3 protein-coding genes are annotated in these 2574 nt (G+C 46.0%); 1 reads left to right on the top strand and 2 read right to left on the bottom strand.

The genetic code is table 11. From position 1 onward, the window contains the following. Positions 1 to 159 precede the first annotated feature (159 nt). Positions 160 to 1281 (bottom strand): serine hydrolase domain-containing protein, encoded by a 1122-nt coding sequence (locus A8708_RS00160; RefSeq protein ID WP_204787439.1) that lies wholly within the window; start codon positions 1279 to 1281, stop codon positions 160 to 162. Between the two features lie 202 nt (positions 1282 to 1483). Between A8708_RS00160 and A8708_RS00155 the strand changes: the two genes are divergently transcribed. Continuing rightward, entirely contained in the window at positions 1484 to 2068 is a 585-nt protein-coding gene (locus tag A8708_RS00155; protein WP_068661523.1) for a P-loop nucleotide/nucleoside kinase family protein, read from the top strand. An 87-nt stretch (positions 2069 to 2155) separates the two neighbouring features. Here the strand turns inward: A8708_RS00155 and A8708_RS35165 are convergent, their stop codons facing one another. Further along, positions 2156 to 2317, bottom strand: a complete 162-nt coding sequence (locus A8708_RS35165; protein WP_204787438.1) for a hypothetical protein — start codon at positions 2315 to 2317, stop codon at positions 2156 to 2158. Positions 2318 to 2574: the final 257 nt, after the last annotated feature.

Below are 2574 nucleotides of genomic sequence, written 5' to 3'. Positions count from 1 at the left end.
CTAGCTACAAAGGTGGCCTGGCCCCTCCCTTGGTTGGACTTTCACCAACTAGATAATGCGTGCCTCTGGGCACGCCACAAAAAGTAAAGGCCTGTCAACGATTGACAGACCTCTTGTTGTGAACTATTGATTTGCATCCAGGCGCGCTCGCGCGGATGTTTACCCAAGTGGTGCGGCTGCGAAGCGCTGAATCGCTTGCTGCAATTGCTCAAAAGCTAATGAGTTCTCGGAGAGCTGCTTGTTCGACCTTACAGCCTGCAGCACATGGTGCAATAGGCTTTCTGGCATATCCACATCCCCCGAATTCGCTGTCAGTGCAACAATCATCTTCAATTCCGGAATACCGAAGATACGTCGACCGCCTGAACCGGATGCATAGAAAATATCCAACTCTTTGCGACTCCCCTTATTCAGACCTTTGGCAAGCGATTTGGTCCACCAATAATACCCATAAGATCCTTGCGTGCCATTGCTATAGTTTAAAGTAACTCGCTTCATGAATGAGGTACGAATCCAAGATTGAGGAATAATTGACATTCCTTCCCATTGTCCATCATTCAGATACAGCGAACCTAGCTTCGCCATGTCCGCAAGTGATAACGCTAATGCCCACGCGCCAATTGTAATACCTTGATGATCATGACTCCAATTCACATTCGTTATACCAAGCGGTTCGAATAACCGCGATTTCGCGTAGTCAAACAGGGTCATACCCGTTACTTGGCCGATTACTGCCGAGAGTAGATGGGCATCGCCGTTCGAATAGTTAAACACCGCACCAGGCTCATGTTGAGCTGGACGATTTAGAATATAAGCCACCCAATCTGGTGCCTGCATCATCTCATTCGATGATAGTTCCTGATCATTATCCCATGAAAGTCCTGAAGTCATGCTAAGGAGATGCTTCAGTTGAATTTTTGATTTTAACGGATCATTCTCGAGCTCTGGAAAAAAAGTAGCCAGACGCTGGTCTGGGCTCTTCAGCTTGCCTTCCTTTAAGGCAATCCCGATTAAGGCGGATGTTACACTTTTGGTAACGGATTTCATATCTTGCGGGATAGTAGGCTCGATCCCTTCTTTACATGCATCTGCCACCCATACACCATTCCGAATAACGGCTATACTGTGCACACCATAATCAAGGAAAACGTCAAAAGTCTTAGCTAACGTAGCTGAGTATAATCCTTGTGCCTCAGGCGTTGATGTTGGCCAGCCATGTGTGGGCCTTTGAGCCGATGGACGGGATGTAGCTTCCATACTACTTTGTAGTGGACTAGTCACATTTGTTAACACAAGATCGTTCCTTCCAGTTTGGTTTTCCCCTTTTTCCCTGTAATATACCAAAAAAGTGTGAAGTAAATGTGGTGTGAATCTTAATAACACCTTAATTTAGCTGAAAGTTTCCTGAAAAACTGTGTTGTAAACGCTCTTATGTTACAATTCATTGAACAGTCACTTACACCCCAGATTTCGGAGGTTACCTATGCGCCAATTAATATTCTTCATCGGTCCTGCAGGTGCAGGCAAAACAACACTAGCCAGAGCTTGGGTGCGCCGACATGGCGGAGCTTTCTTGGATATGGACACCTTGCTGCGCCCCGCGGCAGAAGCGATCATGACTCTAGCTGGGCAAGATCCCAGCGATCGGGATTCACCTTTTTATAAACAACACTGTCGTGATTTAGGATATCGCATCACGATGGATGCGGCGCTTGAACAGCTGACACTTAATCAGAATGCCATCGTGATCGGTCCTTTTACCAAGGAACAAGGAGACCCGCTGTGGTTGGAAGGGGAATTAGCTCGCATCGGAGCTTCCATAGAGGATGTCCATGTTAAGGTGATTTATGCGTATTTACCGAGTGAGGACATTTATAAGGAGCGTATTCGCTTAAGGGGATCGCTGCTTGATATATGGAAGCTGGACAACTGGCAGCAATTCCGTACTTCGCTGCAGCGCAGAGAAGTTATCTGGCGCATGAAACCATCATCTCTCCTGTATTGGGATAATTCCGAGCCATTATCGGAGGCTAGGGAAGCGGAGTTAGCTGCTTTTATCTTAGCTTAATTAGGAATGCAAAAGGGGCTGTCCCAAGGTTCTAAATAAACCTTTGGAGACAGCCCTTTCGCGCATGTCCTATGGGTGTCATGAAACTTAAAATCCTGATTCCAGATAATCGTCATGTAGATCGAAAGTAGGAACATCCTGCTCCTGATTGGGATCTACGACGGATACGCCATCCGTTGTCGTGACATGCCAATCTTCGTTAGAGCTCAGAACTTCGGTTAAGAAAGCATCAATATCCATGGGCTGCATTCCTTCCATCATTTACTTCAAGGGTGTAGCCCTATTATTGGTGATGAAGGGTATGTTTATTCAGCTGATACACCTGGGCTTGCAGGCCGAAGGGCAGAAATAACGCCCACTCCGGGCGTTATTTTAACCTATATGGCCCAATTTCACTCATTTTAATCGAAATAGCGCTATTTCGTAGTTACTACTTAGGTACCTGTTACGAAATATAAATTCTGTGGTAATTATAGGAATCAACCATAAAAGGGGTTCCTGCCATG

Origin of the sequence: Paenibacillus oryzisoli (genome assembly GCF_001653565.1) — a bacterium.
GTDB lineage: Bacteria > Bacillota > Bacilli > Paenibacillales > NBRC-103111 > Paenibacillus_E > Paenibacillus_E oryzisoli.
This window is presented reverse-complemented; position numbering and strand designations above follow the sequence as displayed.

What these genes read in the sequence shown, in the direction of transcription:
- A8708_RS00155 (WP_068661523.1), top strand. Translation starts at nt 1,484, where the DNA reads ATGCGCCAATTAATATTCTTCATCGGTCCTGCAGGTGCAGGCAAAACA.
- A8708_RS35165 (WP_204787438.1), bottom strand. Translation starts at nt 2,317, where the DNA reads ATGCAGCCCATGGATATTGATGCTTTCTTAACCGAAGTTCTGAGCTCT.